Here is a 15,442-nt window from a genome sequence, read left to right on the forward strand (position 1 = left end):
GGTCAGGCCGCGAAGGGGATCGATCCCACCAGCACGCCGACCGTGAGCATGACCAGCGAGACCACGGTCGCGCGCCACAGCACCTTCTTGTGGTGATCGCCCAGGTTCACGTTGGCGAGCGACACCAGCAGCAGGATGGCGGGGACGAGCGGGCTCTGCAGATGCACCGGCTGACCGGTCACCGACGCCCGCGCCATCTCCACGGGGGTGATCCCGTACGTCGCCGCGCTCTCGGCGAGGATCGGCAGGATCCCGAAGTAGAACGCGTCGTTCGACATGAAGAACGTGAACGGGATCGACAGCACGCCGGTGATCACCGCCATGAAGGGTCCGAGCGGAGCGGGGATGACCGTCGTGATCCAGCTCGCCATCGCGTCGACCATGCCCGTGCCGTTGAGCACGCCGACCAGCACGCCGGCGGCGAGGACCATGGAGACCACCCCGACGATGCTCGGCGCGTGCGCGACGATCTCATCCGCCTGCGACTTCAGCTTCGGGAAGTTGACGAACAGCGCGACCGCGGCGCCCACCATGAACACATACGGCAGCGGGAAGATGTCGAGCACCAGCAGCACCATGACGGCGAGCGTCAGGGCGAGGTTGAACCAGATGAGCTTCGGTCGCAGCGTCGCCCGGTTCGGGTCGAGCATGGTGTCGGCCATCGCGGTGTCGCTCGGGTCCGCCAGCTCGGCGACAGCGACGGCGCTCCGGCTGCCCGAGACCGTGACGAGGTTCCCGGTGCGCAGGTTCGCCCGTGCGCCGGGCTTGGCGTCGGCGCCGCGGAAGAGGCGAGGAGCACCCAGGATCCCGTCACCGCGCGTGCCGGCATCCAGTCGTGACGTGTCGATCGATCCGGCGAGACGACGGCGCTCCGACAGCCCGAGGAACCAGGCGAAGGTGAGCGCGACGACGAGACCGGCGGCCAGCGACGGCAGCATCGGCACGAAGATGTCGGTCGGCTCGACGCCGAGCGCCGCGGCGGCGCGGACGGTCGGGCCGCCCCAGGGGACGATGTTCAGGGTGCCGTTCATCAGACCGGCGACGCAGGTCAGGACGACCGGGCTCATCCCGAGCCGGAGGTAGATCGGCAGCATCGCCGAGGTCGTGATGATGAAGGTCGTCGAGCCGTCGCCGTCGAGGGAGACGGCGCCCGCGAGCAGGGCGGTGCCGAGCACGACCTTGGCGGGGTCGTCGCCGAGCAGCCGCGTGATGAAGCGGATGAGCGGGTCGAACAGGCCGACGTCGATCATGATGCCGAAGAACATGATCGCGAACATCAGCAGGGCCGCGGTCGGCGCCATCGTGCCGATCGCCTCGAGGATCATGTCGCCGAGGCCCAGGCCCGCGCCGGCGAACAGGCCGAACGCGGTCGGCACGAGGATCAGCGCGACCATCGGCGTCAGGCGCCGCGTCATGATGAGCACCATGAAGGTGAGCACCATCGCGAACCCGAGGATCACGAGGACGCCCTCGGGCGGCACGAAGGCCGTGTCGTATCCCTCGTCGGCCGCTGCCGCGAGGATGAGAGAGCTGGTGTGCATCTCGACTCCTTCGTCTGTCTGCCGCACACACCGCCGTGTGCGATTCCCGCGAATCTAGGCGCGCCGCGCAGCGAGCGCGCGCTATCTCGCATTGCGGCACCTTCTGCGCGTAGCGTGGGTTGCGCGCATTGTGCTCACCATCGCGAGGAGGCGGTCATGAGATTCGCGACGAGGGTGCTGCTGCTGCAGCTCGCGCTCGTCGCGGCCGTGGTCGCGATGTGCACGACGGTGTTCCTGGTCCTCGGCGTCCAGCAGCTGCGCGCCGAGTCGGAGTCGTCGGCCCTGAACATCGCCCGCACGGTCGCGGAGGACCCCGACGTCCGCGCCCTCGTGGCGGAGATCTCGGCAGATCCGGGCAGTCCGGATCCGGATGAGCTGAAGGACGGCCCGCTGCAGGAGCTGTCGACGGCCGTCGCCGCGCGCACCGATGCGCTGTTCGTCGTCATCGCCGATGATCACGGCATCCGTCTCGCCCATCCGAACGAGGCCCTGCTCGGCGAGGTCGTCTCGACCCCGTTCGCGGACGTGCTCGCCGGCAACGAGGTCGTGGACTGGGAGCGCGGCACGCTCGGCGAGTCCGCGCGCGCGAAGGTGCCTATCCTCCCCTTCGGGGGCGGTGCGCCCGTCGGCGAAGTGAGCGTGGGGTTCGAACGGGCCAGTGTCTTCGACGACCTGCCCGTGCTGATCGCGACGATCGCAGTGGCCGCGCTCGGCGCGTTCGCTCTGGCCGCGCTCGCGACGTTCGTCATGCGTCGGCGCTGGGAGCGCCTGACCCTCGGCCTGCAGCCGGAGGAGCTCGTGTCGCTGGTGCAGAATCAGGCGGCCGTGCTCGACGGCGTCGGCGACGGTGTCGTCGCCCTCGACCCGCGCGGCGTCGTGCGCGTGTGCAACACCGCGGCCGAGCGGATGCTGGGACTCGCCGCTCCGATCGGCCGCACCCTGGTCGAGGCAGGGGCGACGGCCTCCGTGGTCGCGGCGATCTCCGCCGGCGGCGCCCGCGACGGCATGGTTGTCGGCGACCGCGTGCTCTACCTCGACAGCCACCCGGTGCAGCGCGACGGGCGGAGCCTGGGCGACGTGGTCATCGTCCGCGACCGCACCGATCTGGTGGCGCTCAGCGAGCGACTCGACACGGTGCGCGCGATGACCGGAGCGCTGCGGGTGCAGCGGCACGAGTTCGCCAACCGCCTGCACGTCGCGACCGGCCTGATCGACGCCGACCGTCCGGCGGACGCGCGCGCATTCCTCGCCGAGCAGCTCGAGCGGGGCGCCGTGGACTTCCCCGTGGCCGGACTCGGCCGGGTCACCGACCCGTTCCTGCAGTCGTTCCTGGGCGCCAAGTCGCTCGAACTCGGCGAGCGCGGGGTCGCGCTGACCGTGGGCGAGGGCACCCTCGTGCTCGGCACCCTCACGCAGGTGGAGGACGTCGCCGCGATCCTCGGCAACCTGCTCGACAACGCCGCGACGGCGGCGGCTCGCGCCGGGGCACCTGCTCGCGTCGAGACGACGTTCCTCACCGACGTCGACCAGCTCGTCATGACCGTGGCCGATTCCGGCCACGGCATCGCCGCCGGCGTCGACGTGTTCACGACCACGGGCAGGGAGAACCTGCCGGCCGATGCCCTCCACGGTCTCGGCATCGGCCTGCCGCTCTCGCGCGAGCTCGCGCGGCGGCGCGGCGGCGACGTGTGGATCATCGACCCTGGTGGCAGGGGGGCGGGTGCGGTCTTCGGCGCGCGTGTGCCCGGTGTCGTCGTGCCGCAGCATCCGTCCTCCCGAGAGGAGACCCCATGACCCTGCGCGTCCTCGTCGTCGACGACGACTTCCGGGTAGCCGGACTGCACCGCGACATCGTCGCGGACAAGGCCGGATTCGCCGTGCTCGACCCGGTTCGTTCCGTGGCCGACGCGGTCGCCGCGATCCGGGACCAGCGGCCGGATCTGCTGCTGGTGGACGTGTATCTGCCCGATGGAGACGGCATCGAGCTCGCGCGCACGGCCGGCATCGACGCCTTCGTGCTGTCCGCGGCGAACGACGCGGCCACGGTGCGCCGCGCGCTGCACGCCGGCGCGCTCGGCTACCTCGTGAAGCCGTTCGAGCCGCGCGCCCTCACCGAGCGGCTCGACCGCTACGCGCGCTTCCGCAACCTGATCGGCGCCGACCGTCCGCTCGGTCAGGACGAGCTCGACCGGGCCCTCGCGATCCTGCACGGGGTGGGCGACCAGTCGACGGCGTCACGGTCGGCCACGGAGCAGCTCATCCTGGAGACCCTCGGCACGACGGAGGCCTCGGCCGCCGAGATCGGCGAGCTCGCCGGGATCTCGCGGGCGACAGCGCAGCGTCACCTGTCCGCGCTGGCCGCGCGGGGCGTGATCGACGTGCGGCTGCGCTACGGGACGACCGGCCGCCCCGAGCACCGGTACGCGGTGAGCGCACCCGCCCGCTGATCGCCCTCAGGCCTCACGGGCGCGTCGACCACCACGCCCACGCGACGAGCACGGGCTGGAAGACCAGCCGCACGAGGCGCTTCGCGTCGGTGTCGAGCCCGAACCCATCGCGCTTGTCGAGGTACTGCGCGATGTTGCCGGGGAAGATCGCGATGAAGAACGCCGCGAGGATCGCGCCGACTCTCGGGCGATCCTTCGGGAACAGCACGAGCGCCGCGCCGAGCATGATCTCGACGGCGCCGGAGGCGACCACGACACCGTCCTTGTCGATCGGGAGGGTCTCGGTGATGAGGTCGGGCACCTGCGCCTGGAACTCCTTGCGCGCCCAGAACAGGTGGCTGACTCCGGCGAACACCATGGCGCCGGCGAGGACCCAGCGTGCGAATGTCTTCATCGTCCGAGTATGGGTCACCGGACGAGCTCGTCGACCCATGCGGGCACGACGACGGTGGCGAGACCTGCACGGACCTCGTCGAAGGGCACGGCCGCGTCGCTCGGCACGAGGTTGAGCTCGAGGGTGCGCGCGCCGAGGGCAGCGGCCAGTGCGGCGTACCCGGCCGCCGGATACACCGCACCGGAGGTGCCGATCGACACGAACAGGTCGCACGTCGCGACAGCCCGCTCGATCTCGTCGAGCCCGTAGGGCATCTCGCCGAACCACACCACGTCCGGCCGCAGCGCGGCGACGCCGCACTCCGGGCACGGCGGCAGGCCGATCAGGTCGCCCTGCCACTGCGGTCGGGCCCGGCAATGCGTGCACCGGGCACGGAAGAGCTCGCCGTGCATGTGCAGCAGCCGATGGGTGCCCGCGCGCTCGTGCAGGTCGTCGACGTTCTGGGTGACGACCAGCATCCGCTCGCCGAACTCGCGCTCCAGGCGCGCGAGCGCGAGATGTGCGGCGTTCGGATGGACGGATGCCGACGCCCGCCGTCGCTCGTCATAGAACTGCAGCACGAGGTCGGGGTCGGCCTCGAATCCCTCCGGGGTGGCGACCTCCTCGACCCGGTGCCCCTCCCAGAGCCCGTCCGCATCGCGGAACGTCGGCACGCCGCTCTCGGCCGAAATGCCCGCGCCGGTGAGGACGACGATGCGCATGACTCAGCCCCGCAGGAGCGCCCGCAGCGCCTGGATCGTGTCGGCCTCGTGCGGGCCCTTGTCGGGCCGGTAGGCCTTGACGCGGGCGAAGCGCAGCGCGATGCCACCCGGGTAGCGGCTCGATCGCTGCACGCCGTCGATCGCGATCTCGACGACGGTGACGGGTTCGACGTGCAGCGCATAGGCCGTGCGGCCCGTCTCGATCGTCGGGAAGTGCGAGGTCTGCCACTGCAGCAGCGCATCGGTGAGCCCCTTGAAGGTCTTGCCCACCATGACGAAGCCGCCGCCGAACTCGCCCGTCGCGTCCCGCGCGCCCAGGTGCAGGTTCGAGAGCAGGCCCGTGCGACGGCCGGAGCCCGGTTCGACGGCCAGGACGACCAGGTCGAAGGTGAGGACGGGCTTGACCTTCACCCAGCTCTTGCCCCGGCGCCCTGCGGCGTACGGCTCATCGAGCCCCTTCACGACGATGCCCTCGTGCCCGTCTGCGAGGGCGGCCCGGGAGAACGCGTCGGCCACGGCGTCATCATCGGTCACCGTCGCCGGGACACGCCACGGCCCGGCGACCCGCTCGAGCACGTCGCGCCGCACCGACAGCGGCTCGTCGATGAGGTCGCGACCGTCGACGTGGAGGATGTCGAAGAACCACGGCCGGAGCGCGATGTCGCGGGCGACCTCGGCTCCGAATCTCGCCATCGTGTCTTGGAAGGGGCGCGGGGCTCCGGCTTCGTCGAGCGAGAGCGTCTCGCCGTCGAGGATGACGGATGCGGCCGGCAGAGCGCGCACGACCTCGACGATCTCCGGCAGCCGGTGCGTCACGTCGGCGAGGTTGCGGGTGAACACACGGACGTCGTCGCCCGCGCGATGCACCTGGATGCGCGCGCCGTCGAGCTTGTACTCGACCGAGGCCTTCCCCGTGATCGCGAGCGCCGCGGCCGGCGTCGCGGCCGTCGAGGCGAGCATCGGTGCGACGGCGCGGCCGACTACGAGGCCGACGGCGTCGAGGTCAGCGGCGGTTCCGGTGAGGGCGATCACCGCCGTCTCGCCCAGATCGCCGGTGAGCATCGCCGCGCGGCGGACGGCGGCAGCGGGGCGATCGGATGCTTTAGCCACGGCGTCCAGGAGGACGCCCTCGAGCGCACCGCTGCGCAGCTCGCCGGTGAGCACCCTGGTGAGGAAGTCCCACTCCCCCGCCGTCGCCCGCGCGGCGAACGCGTCGAGGTCGGCGCGGCGGGCGGCCGCCGAACCCGCTCCCGCGGTGGCCGCCAGTCCGTCGAGCGCGGCGTCGACGGCGCCGACCGTCAGCTCGGGTGCCGCACGGTGGGTGACGGCGGTGGCGGCGACGGTGCGCCAGCCGACGCCGATCCTCCCCTGGCGCGGCTGCGCGGTGAGGAGTCCGATGGCCGGGGCGATCTCTTCGGGCGACAGGCGTCGCAGCACGTCAGCAAGCGCCGCGGTCTTGGCCAGTCGCGACGAGGTGGCCGCGACAGCGGAGACGGCGTCGACGAGCTCGGCCAGCAGCATCCCCGCATTGTGGCACTGTGTGCCGACACTCTGGGTTGACCGCGGGAATCTCTGTTCTATTGTCTTTTGCTTCAGCCATTGTGCGTGTCGTATGTCTGAACTATACTGAGGGGAGACAACGCGGAAGTGCCCACCGTGCGGATCGCTCGATCGAGCGTGAACACCAGGAGCACTGATGGGCGGACACCGACCAGACGCGGTCGACCTCGACGTGTGGCGCCGCGAGCTGGATGCGCTCACCGCCGATGCGGTCCACGCCCACTCGGCTGTCGCCGCGGCGCAGGCCGAGGAGACCCGCGTCCTGGCGCGGGCGGTGGATCTCATCGCACAGCGCGAAGCGCAGCGACACGCCCTCGGCCGTCGCGATTTCGGCACCGCGCTGGCTGCGCGCGAGGTCGCCGCCGAACTGGCCGCGGCGCTGCGCATCAGCGACCAGACCATGCAGTCGCGCATCGGCGACGCCGGCAATCTCGTTTTCCGCCTCCCGACGACCTGGGCGGCGCTCGCCACCGGGCAGATCGACGCGGCACAGGCCGCCGTCATCCGCGACACCGGCTCGACGATCGCCGACGACGAGACGCGGGCCGTCTTCGAAGCCCGGATGCTCGAGATCGCCCAGACCGAGAGCGCGGGTCGCATGCGCGAGCCCGCGCGCACGCTCGCCGCCACGATGGATCCTGCGACGGCCGCCGATCGCGCGCGGCAGGCGCAGGGCCGGCGAGGCGTGCGGCTGCTCGATCTCGACGACGGCCTGGCCCGGCTGCAGATCGATCACGATGCGACGCTCGTCCACGCGATCTACGACCGCGTCACCCAGCTCGCCCATGCGGTGCGCGACGCTGCCGGCGAGTCCGACGAGAATGCGTCGTTGCCATCCGCCGGCCGACTCGAGGAGGGGACAGCACCCGCCGGCACGGGGGATGCGTCGATCGCGGCCGTCGTGACGGCACCCGCCAAAGACCGCGAGTCCACCGACGAGCCCGTCGATCTGCGCGGCCTCGACGAGATGCGGGCCGATGTCGCGGCCGATCTGCTGCTCGCTGGCGCACCGACCGCCCACGGCGACCCAGCGGCGATGGGTGCGATCCGCGGCCACGTCCAGATCACGGTGCCCGCCCTCTCGCTCGCCGGCGTCGAGCGCCGGCCGGCCGTGCTCGCGGGATACGGTCCCATCTCGATCGACGTCGCCCGTCGGCTGGCCGCAAGCGCTCCCGGTTGGGACCGCGTCCTGACCGATCCGTTCACGGGGCTCCCGATAGCCGTCGACCGCTACCGGCCCAGCGCAGAGCTGAAGCGATTCCTGCATGCGCGCGACGAGCGCTGCCGCTTTCCCGGCTGCCGGCGCCGCGCCCGTCGCACCGACATCGACCACACCATCGACGCGGCGCTCGGCGGCGAGACCAGTGAGTGCAATCTTGCGTGCTTCTGCCGTCGCCACCACACCCTGAAGCACGCGACCGAGTGGCGGGTGCGCCAGCTCGGTGCCGGGGTGCTCGAGTGGACCGGGCCGACCGGGCGGAGCTACCTCGACAGACCGCCGTCCACGGTCCGGTTCGTCCCGGACGCCGATCCCCCGCCGTTCTGACGCACGTCCGCGACGACGTCGGGCGCGAGCGCATCCGCGGGCGCGAGCGCATCCGCCGGGGCCGAGTGCGGCGTCCCACCCAGGATCTCCCTGAGCGAGGCGACATGCGCCGCGTATGCCCGGCTCCCCTGCGTCGTCAGCGCGATCCAGGTGCGCTGGCGCCCGAGAGCCGCGGCCTTGCGCACCGAGATGTAGTCGGCATCCGCCAGCACTTTGAGGTGCTTGCTCACCACCGAATCCGCCACTCCGAGCGCATCCCGCAGGGCGGCGAACTCGACATCGCCCGAGATCGCGTCGAGCATCGCGAGGATGCGCAGCCGCTGCGGGGCGTGCACGATTTCGTCGAAGCGCGCTTCGGTCACGGCGTGACCCGCGTCGCTTCCCAACGACGGTTCATCACCGCTGCGCCGAAACCGGCCGTCAGCCCTCCGACCACAGCGACGGCGACGATGGTCCAGTCGGGCGCGCCTCCCATCCGCAGCGCGACGCCGGTGAGCACGGGCAGCACGGCGAGGATCGCGGCGCCCACCCACACCCAGACCGGCCACGCCGACCCCGGGACGGACGTGCCCGTCACCCTGCGGTGCGCGGCGATGACGACCCCCTCGATCACGAGGACCGCGAAGATCGCGGGCAGATACCACCACGTGCCCATCCCGAGCCCGATCGTCAGCACGAGGAGTGCGATGAGCACGCCCACGACGGCGAAGTACCACCGAGGGGTACGACTGCGTCGCACGATCGCGGCGCGCGCCTCGGCGATCGCGTCGAGTTCGCCGGCGGGGTGGGTGCTCTCGTTTTCCATGTTGGAAAGTGAATCACTTTCCAACATGGAAAGCAAGGGTGGATCAGCGCGAGCCGATCCGCCGCAGAGCGAAGGTGTCCAGGCGCTCCTGCTTGGTGCGGCGGAGATGCGCGGAGATGGCAGCGCCCGCTGCGTCCGGATCGCGATCGCGCAGGGCCGCAAGGATCAGGTCGTGCTCCCCCAGGGAGTCGGCACGATCGTCGCGATGCTGCGTCTCGCGGTCGAAGATGCGCAGCCGCGCGATGAGCCCCGCGAGCATCGACTGCAGCGTCGCGTTCTGCGACGCCTGCCACAGCACCTCGTGGAACCGGGAGTGCAGGCGACGCGAGAGCACAGCGTCTCCACCGGCGGCTCGCGACTGGCGCTGAAGCTGGTCGAGCTCAGCGAGATGCAGGTCGGTGCGCACGACGGCCGCCGCCTCGGCCGCCGCCCGCTCGAGGGCGATCCGCACGTCGTAGATCTCGATCACGTCTTCGGGGGTGCCCGATCGGATGCGGAAGCCCCGCAGCGACCGGACGATGAGCCCCTCCTGCTCCAGGCGGTTGAGCGCCTCCCGCACGGGCGTCCGCGACACGCCGTAGAGCGCGGCCAGGGCGACCTCGACGAGCGGCTCGTCGGCGCCGAAGCGTCCGTCGACCAGGTCGGCGCGCAGCTGGGCATGCACAGGCGTTCGATCCATCACACCTTCACTGTATACATCCAGCATCACTTCGCATACACAAGTTACCGCTAGCGTCAGTGGTGCACACAGGATCGGAATCCGACGACGCATACTTGAGCGTCCTGATCCGCCTCGCCTCGCAAGGAACCCCATGACCTCCTCCCAGACCTCCGCGCGCGCCGACGCCTCGGCACCCGCACCTCGTACCGTCAGCCGGCTGCGCTGGCGCGTCATCGACATCGTCGTCGCCAGTGTTCTGGGCGTGGCCTCCGGCCTCGTCTTCGTCCTCTGGAACATCGCGTCCAACCCGATCAGCGCTCCCCTGAGCGCGCTGCTCCCTGGTCTGCAGGCGCTCGTCGGCGGCGGCTGGCTCTTCGCCGGGGTGCTCACCGCACTCGTGATCCGCAAGCCTGGTGCGGCTCTCTACGGCGAGCTGATCGCCGCGGTGGTCTCCGCCCTGGTCGGAAACCAGTGGGGCATCCTGACGATCGAGTCGGGCATCGTGCAGGGGCTCGGCGCGGAGATCGTCTTCGCGATCTTCCTCTACCGCCGCTGGAACCTGCCGGTGGCGATCCTCGCGGGCGCCGTCTCCGGCCTCGCGCTCGCGATCAACGACCTCATCCTCTGGTACCCCGGCTCCGCCGCACCCTTCATCGCCATCTACACGGTCTCCGCGATCGTGTCCGGCGCGATCCTCGCCGGAGTGCTGCCCTGGTTCGTCGTCCGCTGGATCGCCGCCACCGGCGCGCTCAGCCGCTTCGCGGCGGGTCGCGAAGCGCGCGTCCGCGACGCGCGCTGATGACGTCAGGCACCCCCGAGCACGCCGTCGGCGCGGCAGTCCGCGCCGACGGCTGGGGCTGGCGCCACGCCGGCCGAGACGGCTGGGCCGTCGCCGGTCTCGACCTGCGCATCGAGCCGGGTGAGCGCGTGCTGCTGCTCGGTTCGTCGGGTGCAGGCAAGTCGACCCTGCTGCACGGGATCGCCGGCCTGCTGGGCGACCAGGACGACGGCGAGGAGCAGGGTTCGCTCACCGTCGACGGCGCCAGGCCCGCCGAGCGCCGCGACCGCATCGGCGTGGTGCTGCAGGACCCCGACTCGCAGGTGATCCTCTCCCGCGTCGGGGACGACGTGGCGTTCGGCATGGAGAACCTGAAGGTACCCCGCGACGGGATCTGGGCGCGCGTGCACGCCGCCCTCGAACGCGTCGGCCTCGCGATCCCCCGCGACCACGAGACCTCCGCACTGTCGGGCGGGCAGAAGCAGCGTCTCGCCCTGGCGGGTGTGATCGCGATGGAACCCGGGCTGATCCTGCTCGACGAACCGACCGCGAATCTCGACCCGGTCGGCGTGCGCGAGGTCCGCGACGCCGTCGCCGCGGTCGCCGCCCACACCGGCGCCACGCTGGTCGTGATCGAGCACCGCACGTCCGTGTGGCTGCCGGTCGTCGATCGGGCGATCGTGTTCGGCCGCAGCGGCCGGATCGTCGCCGACGGGCCCGCTGCGGACGTCATCGACCGTGAGCGCGCCGAGCTCCTCGAGGCGGGCGTGTGGGTCCCGCACGCCCCGCTCCCGGAGCTCAGCCGGACGCGCTGCGCCGACCAGAGTGTCGTGCTGACAGCATCCGCTCTCGCCGTCGGGTATCCGTCGGCGGCCCATCTGCCCCCCACGTTCGACTTCACGATCCGCCGTGGCCGCACCACCGTCGTCACCGGCCCGAACGGCGCGGGCAAGTCGACGCTCGCGCTCACGCTCGGCGGGCTCCTCCCTGCGGCCGCCGGCGCGCTGACCGCCGAGCCCCAGCTCGCCCCCGATCCGGGCCGCACCTCGCCGATCGAGTGGAAGTCGCGCGAGCTGCTCACCCGCATCGGCAGCGTCTTCCAGGACCCGGAGCACCAGTTCCTCGCCGCGAGCGTGCGCGACGAACTCGCGATCGGACCACGTGCGCTCAAGTACGACGAGACCCGGATCGCCGAGATCACCGGCGACCTGCTGCGGCGGCTGCGCCTCGACCATCTCGCTGGGGCGAACCCCTACACGCTGTCCGGCGGCGAGAAGCGCCGGCTCTCGGTCGCGACGGTGCTCGCGACCGCGCCCGCGGTGATCATCCTGGACGAGCCCACGTTCGGACAGGACCGTCGCACGTGGGAGGAGCTCGTCCGCCTCGTCGCCGACATCGTCGATGCCGGCACGGCGGTCGTCGCCGTCACCCACGACGAGGAGTTCGCCGATCTGCTCGCCGACGACCGCATCGAGCTGCCCGCGTGGGCCGATGACGCGAAGGCGGGCGTCTCATGACCGTCGCACTCGTGGACGTCACCCGCGCCAACCCGGTCGCACGGATGCTGGCCGCCCTGCTCATCGCGGTCGCCCTGGTCTTCAGCGTCGACTGGGTCTCCGCGCTGACCGCCCTCGTGCTCGAGACGGTCGTGCTGCTGGCCTCCGGCATCTCGCTGCGGAGGTTCCTGCGGCGCAGCCTTCCCGTGGTGATCGCCGCGGCACTGACCGGCTTGACGATCCTCCTCTACGGGCAGGTGAGCGGCGAGGTGCACGTGCAGTTCCTGCTCATCACCGTCAGCGACGGGTCGATCGCCCTCGCCGCCGCGACCTTCCTGCGGGTGCTCGCCATCGGCCTGCCGTCGATCCTGCTGTTCCTCGACATCGACCCGACCGATCTGGCGGACGGACTCGCGCAGATCCTGCGGCTGCCCGCGCGGTTCGTGCTCGGAGCGCTGGCCGGCTTCCGCCTGATCGGGCTGCTGCAGGAGGACTGGCAGTACCTCGGCTATGCCCGCCGCGCCCGCGGTGTCGCCGACACCGGCCGCGTGCGCCGCGGAGCAGGGCAGGCGTTCGCGCTGCTCGTCTTCGCCGTGCGGCGCGGGTCCAAGCTCGCCACGGCGATGGAGGCGCGCGGGTTCGGCGCGTTCCCCACCCGCACCTGGGCCAGGGAATCCACTCTGACCGCCTCGGACGTGGGCCTCATCGTGATCGGCGGCGCCATCGGGCTGACCTCGATCGCGGTCGCGGTCATGACCGGAAACTGGAGCTTCATCGGTGCTCGCTGATCTGCTGAGCCGGTTCGACCGCGCCAGGACCCTGCTCGTCGACGGGCGCTCCGGCGCAGGCAAGTCGAGCCTGGCCAGGGCGGTCGCCGCCGCGCGCCCCGAGGCCCGGCTCATCCGGCTCGACGACATCTACCCCGGCTGGGACGGACTGCATTGGGCGAGCGACCACATCCGCACCTCCGTGCTGGAGCCTCGCGAGCGCGGCGAGCGCGCGCGGTGGCGGTCATGGGACTGGGCCGCCGACCGCCCCGGGGTCTGGCACGAGGTCGACGACGCCGCGCCCCTCATCGTCGAGGGCATCGGCACGCTCACCGCCCGGTCGCGCCGCACCGCCGACCTGGCCGTGTGGGTCGAGGCGCCCGACGCCGACCGCAAGCGACGCGCCCTGGCACGCGACGGCGAGCTCTACGCACCGCACTGGGACCGCTGGGCCGCGCAGGAGGAGCACTTCATCATGGTCGAGCGCCCGCGCGCCGCCGCCGACTACATCGCTCGCGCCGTCGACGGCGACTTCGAGCTCACCCCGACAGGAGAGACCGCATGAGCACCCGCCTGACCCTCGCGCTGGAGTACTTCCACCCGTGGCCCAACGCGGCGGGCTTCTACGTCGCCCGCGAGCAGGGCTGGTATCGCGACGCCGGCATCGAGCTCGAGATCCGCACCGTCGACCCGGGCATCGGCGACACCCTCGAGCACATCGTCACCGGCCGCGCCGACCTCGGCGTGTTCCCGACGAACCGGCTGCTCGTGCGACGCGAGCTCGGGCAGGACCTCCGCGCCGTCGCCGCGATCAACCAGCGTGGGCTCGAGACCGTCCGCACACTTCAGTCCTCCGGCATCCGCTCCCTCGCCGACCTCGAGGGGCGCCGGATCGCGCTCAACCCGACGCCGCGCGGCGTCGCGATCGTCCGCGAGCTGGTCGCCCGCGCGGGCGGGGATCCCGATCGGGTCGAGCTGGTCGACGCCGGTGCCCGCGAGCTCACGGCGGACGATCTGGCGGCGGGCCATGCGGATGCGACCTTCGGCTCGTACTGGTCGTGGGACATCCTGCTCAGCGAGCGGGCCGACCGGCCCGAGCGGGTGTGGCGGGTCGACGACGAGCTCGGCATCCGCTACCACAGCTACCTGCTCGGCGGCGCACTCGACCGCCTGGACGCGGGCCTCGTGGCCGCCTTCGTCGACGCGACCCGGCGCGGCTTTGAGCGCGCCGGGCAGCAGCGGGACGAGGCCGCGGAGGTGTTCGCCGCGGTGACGCCGTACTTCCCCGACGACGTGATCCGACGCTCGATCGAGCTCGTGGCTCCGACGTGGTTCGACGGCGGACAGTGGGGCGGCATCCGTTCGGCCGCGATGGGCGAGTACGCCGACTGGCTCGCGTCGCACGGCATCCTGGCCCGGCCGGACGAGTGGACACGTGCGCTCGCGCCCGGCGCCGTTCGCGTCGACGAAGAGGCCGCGGCGTGACGCAGGTCTTCGTGAGCGCTGCCGAGCTCCGCACCGAGCTCGACGGGCCGACGCCGCCGACCGTGTTCGACGCCACCCTGATCCTGCGTCGACCGCGATTCGACGGGGACTTCACCGCGACGAGCGGCCGCCCCCGGTGGGCGACGGCACACCTCCCTGGGTCACGGCACGTCGCGATCGACACCGACTTCTCGGTGCCGCACGTCACCCACGACCACCACCCGGAGCCGCAGCAGATCGCCGACCGGCTGGCCGACCTCGGCGTCGGACCCCACGACCGGGTCGTCGCCTACGACACGGCCGGCGGCCTGTGGGCAGCGCGGCTCTGGTACCTGCTCGACGGCATCGACGTCGACGTGCGCGTGCTCGACGGTGGACTGGCTGCATGGCGGGATGCGGGCGGAGCCGTCGTCGAGTCGGACGAGCCGCCGGCGGCGGCCCCGGCCGAACGCTGGACCGCGCATGCGCGCCGCCCGGCCTGGATCGACCGCGACGAGGTGCTCGGCGCCCTGCCGACCGCGAACCTCGTGTGCGGACTGAGCCGGGCGTCGTTCGCCGGCGCGGAGCCCACCAGGTACACCCGCCGCGGGCATATCCCCGGGAGCGCGAACGTGCCTGCTCGCGAGCTCTTCGATGAGGCCGGGCTCGTGCGGACCCCCGCCGCCGTCCGTGCGGCTTTCACCGCTGCGGGGGTCGACCTCGACCGTGAGGTGCTGCTGTACTGCGGCGGCGGCATCTCCGCCACCGCGAACGCGCTCGCGCTGCGCCACGCCGGCGTGTCGGACGTGCGCGTCTATGACGGCTCACTCGAGGAGTGGAGCGCCGACCCGTCGCTGCCCCTCGTCCTGACCGCCGAGGTCAGCGCCGTCGTCGGCTGACCTCGCCACGCGTGCTCCACAGCGCCCAGACGACCAGCACCGGCTGCAGGAAGAGGCGCACGAGGCGCTTCGTGTCGGTGTCGAGCATCGGGGCGGAGCGCTTCGTCCGCCACTGGTGGACGTTCCCGGGGAACACGGCCACGAAGAAGGCGGCGATCAGCGCGCCGACCGTGCGGCGGTCGCGCGGCAGCACCAGCGTCGCCGCGCCGAGCATGATCTCCACGGCGCCGGAGGCGACCACGATGGCGTCCTTGTCGAGCTTCGACGTGCGCACGGCCCAGTCGGGCACGACGATCCGGTAGCCACGGCGCCCCCACGTGAGATGCGAGGCGCCGGCGACGAGCAGCAGGGCGGCCAGCGCCCACCGGGCGATCGTCTGCACG

The 15,442-nt window shown here is 72.0% G+C and carries 17 protein-coding genes; 9 read left to right on the plus strand and 8 right to left on the minus strand.

Annotated elements, in window-relative coordinates; all coding sequences use genetic code 11:
• Positions 1–2: 2 nt before the first annotated feature.
• Entirely contained in the window at positions 3–1,541 is a 1,539-nt protein-coding gene (locus tag Microterr_RS09215) for a CitMHS family transporter (RefSeq protein ID WP_263798256.1), read from the minus strand.
• Positions 1,542–1,697: 156 nt separating this feature from the next.
• Here Microterr_RS09215 and Microterr_RS09220 point away from each other — a divergent pair, with 156 nt between their 5' ends.
• Positions 1,698–3,335 carry a sensor histidine kinase gene (locus Microterr_RS09220; protein ID WP_263798254.1) on the plus strand — a complete coding sequence of 546 codons (1,638 nt, stop codon included), beginning with the start codon at positions 1,698–1,700 and terminating at the stop codon, positions 3,333–3,335.
• Positions 3,332–3,988: a response regulator gene (locus Microterr_RS09225; protein ID WP_263798253.1), complete on the plus strand. Its 657-nt coding sequence runs from the start codon at positions 3,332–3,334 to the stop codon at positions 3,986–3,988. The genes Microterr_RS09220 and Microterr_RS09225 overlap by 4 nt, the downstream gene beginning before the upstream one ends.
• 13 nt (positions 3,989–4,001) lie before the next feature.
• Here the strand turns inward: Microterr_RS09225 and Microterr_RS09230 are convergent, their stop codons facing one another.
• Genes Microterr_RS09230 through Microterr_RS09240 form a run of 3 tightly spaced genes read right to left on the minus strand, consistent with a single transcriptional unit; the run spans position 4,002 to position 6,604 of the window.
• Entirely contained in the window at positions 4,002–4,382 is a 381-nt protein-coding gene (locus Microterr_RS09230) for a DoxX family protein (protein WP_263798252.1), read from the minus strand.
• Between the two features lie 14 nt (positions 4,383–4,396).
• Entirely contained in the window at positions 4,397–5,083 is a 687-nt protein-coding gene (locus Microterr_RS09235) for an NAD-dependent deacylase (RefSeq protein ID WP_263798251.1), read from the minus strand.
• Between the two features lie 3 nt (positions 5,084–5,086).
• Positions 5,087–6,604, minus strand: a complete 1,518-nt coding sequence (locus Microterr_RS09240) for an ATP-dependent DNA ligase (protein ID WP_263798250.1) — start codon at positions 6,602–6,604, stop codon at positions 5,087–5,089.
• A gap of 175 nt (positions 6,605–6,779) precedes the next feature.
• Here Microterr_RS09240 and Microterr_RS09245 point away from each other — a divergent pair, with 175 nt between their 5' ends.
• Positions 6,780–8,189 carry an HNH endonuclease signature motif containing protein gene (locus Microterr_RS09245; protein WP_263798248.1) on the plus strand — a complete coding sequence of 470 codons (1,410 nt, stop codon included), beginning with the start codon at positions 6,780–6,782 and terminating at the stop codon, positions 8,187–8,189.
• Here Microterr_RS09245 and Microterr_RS09250 read toward each other — a convergent pair.
• The 3 genes from Microterr_RS09250 to Microterr_RS09260 are packed head-to-tail and all read right to left on the minus strand — an operon-like array spanning position 8,126 to position 9,673.
• The gene (locus tag Microterr_RS09250; RefSeq protein WP_263798246.1) at positions 8,126–8,551 is read right to left on the minus strand and encodes a transcriptional regulator; all 426 of its coding nucleotides are present in this window, start codon (positions 8,549–8,551) and stop codon (positions 8,126–8,128) included. The genes Microterr_RS09245 and Microterr_RS09250 overlap by 64 nt on opposite strands.
• On the minus strand, positions 8,548–8,994 hold the full coding sequence (locus tag Microterr_RS09255) for a hypothetical protein (protein ID WP_263798245.1): 447 nt from the start codon (positions 8,992–8,994) through the stop codon (positions 8,548–8,550). The genes Microterr_RS09250 and Microterr_RS09255 overlap by 4 nt, the downstream gene beginning before the upstream one ends.
• A gap of 43 nt (positions 8,995–9,037) precedes the next feature.
• Positions 9,038–9,673 carry a GntR family transcriptional regulator gene (locus Microterr_RS09260; RefSeq protein WP_263798244.1) on the minus strand — a complete coding sequence of 212 codons (636 nt, stop codon included), beginning with the start codon at positions 9,671–9,673 and terminating at the stop codon, positions 9,038–9,040.
• A gap of 133 nt (positions 9,674–9,806) precedes the next feature.
• Here Microterr_RS09260 and Microterr_RS09265 point away from each other — a divergent pair, with 133 nt between their 5' ends.
• The 6 genes from Microterr_RS09265 to Microterr_RS09290 are packed head-to-tail and all read left to right on the plus strand — an operon-like array spanning position 9,807 to position 15,059.
• Entirely contained in the window at positions 9,807–10,454 is a 648-nt protein-coding gene (locus tag Microterr_RS09265) for an ECF transporter S component (protein ID WP_263798242.1), read from the plus strand.
• Entirely contained in the window at positions 10,454–11,950 is a 1,497-nt protein-coding gene (locus tag Microterr_RS09270) for an ABC transporter ATP-binding protein (protein WP_263798241.1), read from the plus strand. The genes Microterr_RS09265 and Microterr_RS09270 overlap by 1 nt, the downstream gene beginning before the upstream one ends.
• Entirely contained in the window at positions 11,947–12,717 is a 771-nt protein-coding gene (locus tag Microterr_RS09275) for an energy-coupling factor transporter transmembrane component T family protein (protein ID WP_263798240.1), read from the plus strand. The genes Microterr_RS09270 and Microterr_RS09275 overlap by 4 nt, the downstream gene beginning before the upstream one ends.
• Positions 12,707–13,261, plus strand: a complete 555-nt coding sequence (locus tag Microterr_RS09280) for a nucleoside/nucleotide kinase family protein (RefSeq protein WP_263798239.1) — start codon at positions 12,707–12,709, stop codon at positions 13,259–13,261. The genes Microterr_RS09275 and Microterr_RS09280 overlap by 11 nt, the downstream gene beginning before the upstream one ends.
• Positions 13,258–14,181 (plus strand): ABC transporter substrate-binding protein, encoded by a 924-nt coding sequence (locus tag Microterr_RS09285; RefSeq protein WP_263798238.1) that lies wholly within the window; start codon positions 13,258–13,260, stop codon positions 14,179–14,181. The genes Microterr_RS09280 and Microterr_RS09285 overlap by 4 nt, the downstream gene beginning before the upstream one ends.
• Positions 14,178–15,059, plus strand: coding sequence for a sulfurtransferase (locus tag Microterr_RS09290; protein ID WP_263798237.1), 882 nt, complete (start codon positions 14,178–14,180; stop codon positions 15,057–15,059). Before Microterr_RS09285 ends, Microterr_RS09290 begins: the two co-directional genes overlap by 4 nt.
• Here the strand turns inward: Microterr_RS09290 and Microterr_RS09295 are convergent.
• Positions 15,040–15,441 carry a DoxX family protein gene (locus Microterr_RS09295; protein WP_263798781.1) on the minus strand — a complete coding sequence of 134 codons (402 nt, stop codon included), beginning with the start codon at positions 15,439–15,441 and terminating at the stop codon, positions 15,040–15,042. The two genes, Microterr_RS09290 and Microterr_RS09295, sit on opposite strands and share 20 nt — an antisense overlap.
• Between the last annotated feature and the right edge of the window lies 1 nt (position 15,442).

Source organism: Microbacterium terricola, assembly GCF_027943945.1.
In the GTDB taxonomy this organism is placed as follows: Bacteria; Actinomycetota; Actinomycetes; order Actinomycetales; family Microbacteriaceae; genus Microbacterium; species Microbacterium terricola.

What these genes read in the sequence shown, in the direction of transcription:
- Microterr_RS09215 (WP_263798256.1), bottom strand. Translation starts at nt 1,541, where the DNA reads ATGCACACCAGCTCTCTCATCCTCGCGGCAGCGGCCGACGAGGGATAC.
- Microterr_RS09220 (WP_263798254.1), top strand. Translation starts at nt 1,698, where the DNA reads ATGAGATTCGCGACGAGGGTGCTGCTGCTGCAGCTCGCGCTCGTCGCG.
- Microterr_RS09225 (WP_263798253.1), top strand. Translation starts at nt 3,332, where the DNA reads ATGACCCTGCGCGTCCTCGTCGTCGACGACGACTTCCGGGTAGCCGGA.
- Microterr_RS09230 (WP_263798252.1), bottom strand. Translation starts at nt 4,382, where the DNA reads ATGAAGACATTCGCACGCTGGGTCCTCGCCGGCGCCATGGTGTTCGCC.
- Microterr_RS09235 (WP_263798251.1), bottom strand. Translation starts at nt 5,083, where the DNA reads ATGCGCATCGTCGTCCTCACCGGCGCGGGCATTTCGGCCGAGAGCGGC.
- Microterr_RS09240 (WP_263798250.1), bottom strand. Translation starts at nt 6,604, where the DNA reads ATGCTGCTGGCCGAGCTCGTCGACGCCGTCTCCGCTGTCGCGGCCACC.
- Microterr_RS09245 (WP_263798248.1), top strand. Translation starts at nt 6,780, where the DNA reads ATGGGCGGACACCGACCAGACGCGGTCGACCTCGACGTGTGGCGCCGC.
- Microterr_RS09255 (WP_263798245.1), bottom strand. Translation starts at nt 8,994, where the DNA reads ATGGAAAACGAGAGCACCCACCCCGCCGGCGAACTCGACGCGATCGCC.
- Microterr_RS09260 (WP_263798244.1), bottom strand. Translation starts at nt 9,673, where the DNA reads ATGGATCGAACGCCTGTGCATGCCCAGCTGCGCGCCGACCTGGTCGAC.
- Microterr_RS09265 (WP_263798242.1), top strand. Translation starts at nt 9,807, where the DNA reads ATGACCTCCTCCCAGACCTCCGCGCGCGCCGACGCCTCGGCACCCGCA.
- Microterr_RS09270 (WP_263798241.1), top strand. Translation starts at nt 10,454, where the DNA reads ATGACGTCAGGCACCCCCGAGCACGCCGTCGGCGCGGCAGTCCGCGCC.
- Microterr_RS09275 (WP_263798240.1), top strand. Translation starts at nt 11,947, where the DNA reads ATGACCGTCGCACTCGTGGACGTCACCCGCGCCAACCCGGTCGCACGG.
- Microterr_RS09285 (WP_263798238.1), top strand. Translation starts at nt 13,258, where the DNA reads ATGAGCACCCGCCTGACCCTCGCGCTGGAGTACTTCCACCCGTGGCCC.